This is a genomic window from Myxococcus sp. AB025B (assembly GCF_006518215.1).
Classification (GTDB): Bacteria; Myxococcota; Myxococcia; order Myxococcales; family Myxococcaceae; genus Myxococcus; species Myxococcus fulvus.
On sequence record NZ_SRLW01000490.1, the window covers coordinates 1 to 4511 of the forward strand.

Below are 4511 nucleotides of genomic sequence, written 5' to 3' on the forward strand. Positions count from 1 at the left end.
GCCAACACGTCCTCGACCTCCGTTCCCTGGTGCTCTCGGACCGCTGGGACGCCGCCATGAACCTCACGCTCGCGCCGCAGCGTGCGGAGGTGCGGCGCGCCGCCTGATCAGGATGGGCGCCACACCCGAACCACGCAGACACTTGTGCGTGCGGTCCTGGACCACCCCGGCGCCGCTCAGCGCGTGGGAAGTCGGCAATGCGTCAGCGTGCCCCGCGCCAGGAGTCCAGGAACTCTGTCGGTTCGAGGACGCTCGGGGGGGCCATCCGTCTGCTATCGTCGCGAGATGGCGAAATGGCTCGTGCCCCTGCTGACGCTGCTGGGGGCGGCGTTGATGACAGGATTGGGATATCTGTCGTTCACGGCGGCGCTGGCGGTGCCGCTCCTGATGCTGGCGGGGGCCGGGTTGGTGCTCGTCACGCTGGTGCTGGCGGTGCTCCCGGTGCGCAGGAAGGTGAACTTCCTGTACCTGGCCTGGATGCTCGCGGGCCTCGTGCTGTCCTATATGGGGCTGACGCGCGGCACCTCCTGGCGCTTCGACCAGCTGGAGGTCCGCTTCGCTCCGCTCATCGCGGCGCTGGAGTCCTATCACGCGAGCAAGGGTGTCTATCCCGAGTCCACGAAGGAGCTGGTGCCCGAGTGGATCGCCCAGGTGCCCACGTGTGATGGGGTCGAGCCTGAGGACTCGGCCGCCACGCTCGCCATGGACATCGGCTACCACCGTCGGGAGGACGGCTCGTTCGGCATCACCTGCTACACCATCGTCTTCTGGAAGTACTCGTACGACTCACGCCAGAAGCTCTGGTATGGCTGGGATTAGTCCCAGCGCACCACCAGCTTGCCCACCGAGTCGTTGCGCGCCATGCGCTCCAGGCCCTGGGCGAGCTCGGCCCGGGGCAGCACCGCGTCCACCACGGGGCGCAGCGCGCCCGAGCGGAACAGCGGCAGCAGGTGTCGCTCCGCGCTCTGGACCAGGGCCATCTTCTCCTCGAGCGGCCGGCTGCGCAGCACGGTGCCGGTGATGCTCAGGCGCCGGGTGAGCCACAGCCCCAGGTTGACCTCCGTGCTCGCGCCGGCCACCAGGCCCACGAGCAGCATCCGGCCCCTGGGCGCCAGGGCCTGCATGGACTCGGGCACGTAGTCCCCGCCCACCAGGTCCAGGCACAGGTCCGCGCCCCGACCTTGTGTGAGCTCACGGACCGGGTCCGCGAAGCGCGGCGGCGAGGACTCGCACACGAGCGTGTGCTTCACGCCCCACTCGGAGGCGCGGGACAGCTTCGCCGCGCTGCGCCCGGTGCCCACCACGCGCGCGCCCGTGGCCTGACACAAGAGCGCCGCCGCCGAGCCCACGCCGCTGGCCACCGCGTGCACGAGCACCGTCTCGCCCGGCTTCAGGCCTCCCTGGAGCACCAGCGCGTCGTACGCGGTGAGGTACGCCTCCGGCAGCGCCGCGGCGTCCGTGAAGTCCAGGCCCTCCGGCATCGGCAGCGTCTCCCGCTCGTGGGCCAGCAGCTGGTCGGACCACGCGCCGCCGCCCACCAGCCCCATCACGCGGTCTCCCACCTTGAAGCGGTGCGTGCGCGGGCCCACCGCCACCACCTCGCCCGCGTACTCCAGGCCGGGGACGTCCGGCGCCACGTCCGGCGGGGCGGGGTAGAGCCCGCGAATCTGGAGCAGGTCCGCACGATTGAGGGCGGTGGCGCGCACGCGCACGCGCAGCTCTCCAGGGCCGGGGATGGGCTCGGGGCGCTCGTCCTCGGCGAGGACCTCGGGGCCTCCGGGCGTGGTGATGCGGATGACCTTCATGGCGGGCCTCCTCCTGCTGGCGGGCGGGCACGAAACGTCCTGGCCCACGAGAGCGTCAAGGCTTATCTAAGAAGGCAGGTCCCACATGAGCACGCCCTCCTGTCCCATCTGCAAGAAGCCGGTTCCTCCCCGTCCCGAGAACACCTCGTTCCCGTTCTGCTCGCGCCGCTGCCGCGCGGTGGACCTGGGCAAGTGGCTGGGGGAGGAGTACCGCATGCCCGACCGCCAGTCCGATGAGACGGAGGACGAGCTGCCGCCCGGAAGCCATCCCGACCGCCAGCGCGAGGATGCGTGAAGGGCTACGTCGACCTGCACTGCCACCTGCTGCCCGGAGTGGATGACGGCGCGCGCTCGCTGGAGGACGCGCTGGAGATGGCGCGGGCGCTGGTCGACCTGGGCTTCTCCACCGTCGCGCCCAGCCCCCACGCCCGGCCCGAGTACGCCCCCGTGGACGTGGTGGAGGCCCGCCTCGCCGAGCTGACGGCCGCCCTGGCGCGCGAGCGCATCCCGCTGACGCTCGGCCGCAACGCGGAGAACGTGCTGGACGACGCCTTCCTGCGCGCCCTGGGCACGCCCGCCGCGCGCATGCTGGGGGCGGGGAAGGTGACGCTGGTGGAGCTACCCTACACCGCGCCCGTGCCCGCGCTGCCGGACATCCTGTTCCGCATCCGCACCAAGGGCGTGGTGCCGCTCATCGCCCATCCGGAGCGCTGCGTGGAGTTCGAGCGCAAGGGGCGCGCCGCGGAGGCGGTGCGCACCGGCGCCCGGCTCCAGCTCGACGTGGGGGCGCTCATCGGCCGCTACGGCCCCACGGCGAAGAAGCTCGCGCGCGCCTTCCTGGACGAGGGCCTCTACGCCGTCGCCGCCACGGACCTGCATGGGCCGGTGGGGGCGCGGGACTGGCTGGGGCGCTCCCTGGCGGAGCTCGTCGGCCGGGTGGGGGAACAGACGGCCGTCCGGCTCCTGCGGGACAACCCCTCCCGACTGCTGGCCGGAGAGTCGCTGGAGTCCAACCAGGACTGACGGTATACCCGGCCGCCGTGAAACGCGCCGTCAAGCTCGCAGCCAGCCTGCTCGTCACCCTCGTCTTCCTTTGGTGGGCCTTCCGGGACACGGACTGGGGGACGCAGCTCAACAGCCTCAAGTCGGCCAACTACATCTGGTTGCTGCCGTACTTCGGTTGCCTGCTGGGCATCCACGTCTTCCGCACGCTGCGCTGGGGCAGCCTGTTGTCGGGCCTGGAGCGGGTGCCCTTCCGCAAGCTCAACGAGGCCTCCGCCATCGGCTTCATGATGCTGCTGGTGCTGCCCTTCCGCCTGGGCGAGTTCGCCCGGCCCTTCCTCATCGCCCAGCGCAGCTCCATCCGCCGCAGCGCGGCCATGACGTCCGTGGTGCTCGAGCGCATCGTCGACGGCCTCTTCGTCGCCGCGTCCATGCGGGTGCTGCTCTTCTTCGTGCCCACCGAGACGCCCGAGGTGCGCTACGTCAAGCTGGGCTCGTGGCTGATGTTCGCGGTGTTCGGCGGCGGGCTGCTGTTCCTGCTCTTCGGCCTGTGGCAGCAGGAGCGCACCGTGCGCCTGGTGCGCGCGACGGTGGGCCGCTTCGCGCCGGGGCTCGCCGACAAGGTGGCCGACATCGTCGACACCTTCGTGGGCGCCATGCGGCAGCTGCCGGACGCCAGGCAGGTGGTGCTCTTCTTCCTCTTCACCGTGGGCTACTGGGGCCTCAACGGCTTCGGGATGATGCTGCTCGCCAACGCCTTCGACTGCTCGGGCGTGGCGGCCGGCGCCGCGTGCCAGCCCATGGAGCTGTCGCTCTTCCAGGCATACGTGGTGCTGTGCGTGCTCGTGGTGGGCGTGATGATTCCGGCGGCGCCGGGCATGGTCGGCACCTTCCAGGCGGCGTGCAAGGTGGGCCTGAGCCTCTTCCTGCCGGCCACCGTGGTGAACGCCGGCGGGCTCGCGTACGCCAACGTGCTGTGGATGGCGCAGACGGCGCAGACGGTGGGCCTGGGCCTCATCCTCATGTCGCTGGGCCACATGTCCTTCAAGGACATCGCGGGCAAGCTGGAGAAGGAGGGCGAGGCGGCGGCCCCCAGCGCGTGACGCGGGCTCAGTACGGGGCGTCGTCAGGCTGCGTGTCGGCGCTCGGCGCGGTCTCGCTGCTCTCGGCCGGAGGCGTCGACTTCCTCGGCGCCTTCGTCGAGCCGAGCGAGCCCTTGAAGCTGCCGAAGGGGGTGTCGATGCGCTGCTCGCCGCGTGTCTCGATGGCGTAGCCCTCCGGCGCGCACAGGGCCTTCGCGGTGTCACGGATGGAGACGATGGGCGTGTCGACGGCGGTGCGCTCGCGCGTGGTCGACTTGGCGACGAGCTTGTCCTCGCGCATCAGCACGCACTGGTCGTCGCCGTAGTACCAGGCGGAGGACCGGTCGGGGAACTCGTGGGCGCGGGTGGGGCCCTGGCCCATGGCCTCGACGACCTCCCGGGACGTCATGCCGGGGTAGAGCTTCTGGAAGCCACCGGGGCCGGCACAGCCGGAGGCGGCGAGGGCGGCGACGAGCAGGACAGTGCGCATGGCGGCAAGCCTAGCCCGCGCGTGTCGGTCGCCTCCAGGTGCCGCGTGGGCGGTGCTCCTACAGCTCCTGGTCCAGCCAGCGGATGATGGCATCCCGGATGGAGGAGGGGCGCTCGGAGGAGGGGCGCGGGC

General features: G+C 71.4%; 6 protein-coding genes. 4 read left to right on the forward strand and 2 right to left on the reverse strand.

Annotated features, from left to right (window positions below; translation table 11 throughout):
• Positions 1 to 285: 285 nt before the first annotated feature.
• Positions 286 to 819 carry a hypothetical protein gene (locus FL311_RS41375; protein WP_141333118.1) on the forward strand — a complete coding sequence of 178 codons (534 nt, stop codon included), beginning with the start codon at positions 286 to 288 and terminating at the stop codon, positions 817 to 819.
• Here FL311_RS41375 and FL311_RS41380 read toward each other — a convergent pair.
• Complete coding sequence (locus FL311_RS41380; RefSeq protein ID WP_141333119.1) at positions 816 to 1805, reverse strand: NAD(P)H-quinone oxidoreductase; 990 nt, start codon at positions 1803 to 1805, stop codon at positions 816 to 818. The two genes, FL311_RS41375 and FL311_RS41380, sit on opposite strands and share 4 nt — an antisense overlap.
• 85 nt (positions 1806 to 1890) lie before the next feature.
• Here FL311_RS41380 and FL311_RS41385 point away from each other — a divergent pair, with 85 nt between their 5' ends.
• The 3 genes from FL311_RS41385 to FL311_RS41395 are packed head-to-tail and all read left to right on the forward strand — an operon-like array spanning position 1891 to position 3910.
• Complete coding sequence (locus tag FL311_RS41385) at positions 1891 to 2100, forward strand: DNA gyrase inhibitor YacG (RefSeq protein WP_141333120.1); 210 nt, start codon at positions 1891 to 1893, stop codon at positions 2098 to 2100.
• Positions 2097 to 2828 carry a tyrosine-protein phosphatase gene (locus FL311_RS41390; RefSeq protein ID WP_141333121.1) on the forward strand — a complete coding sequence of 244 codons (732 nt, stop codon included), beginning with the start codon at positions 2097 to 2099 and terminating at the stop codon, positions 2826 to 2828. Before FL311_RS41385 ends, FL311_RS41390 begins: the two co-directional genes overlap by 4 nt.
• A 17-nt stretch (positions 2829 to 2845) precedes the next feature.
• Positions 2846 to 3910 (forward strand): lysylphosphatidylglycerol synthase transmembrane domain-containing protein, encoded by a 1065-nt coding sequence (locus FL311_RS41395; RefSeq protein WP_141333122.1) that lies wholly within the window; start codon positions 2846 to 2848, stop codon positions 3908 to 3910.
• Between the two features lie 7 nt (positions 3911 to 3917).
• On the opposite strand, the gene FL311_RS41400 is transcribed toward FL311_RS41395, so the two are convergent.
• On the reverse strand, positions 3918 to 4379 hold the full coding sequence (locus FL311_RS41400; RefSeq protein ID WP_141333123.1) for a hypothetical protein: 462 nt from the start codon (positions 4377 to 4379) through the stop codon (positions 3918 to 3920).
• Positions 4380 to 4511 lie beyond the last annotated feature (132 nt).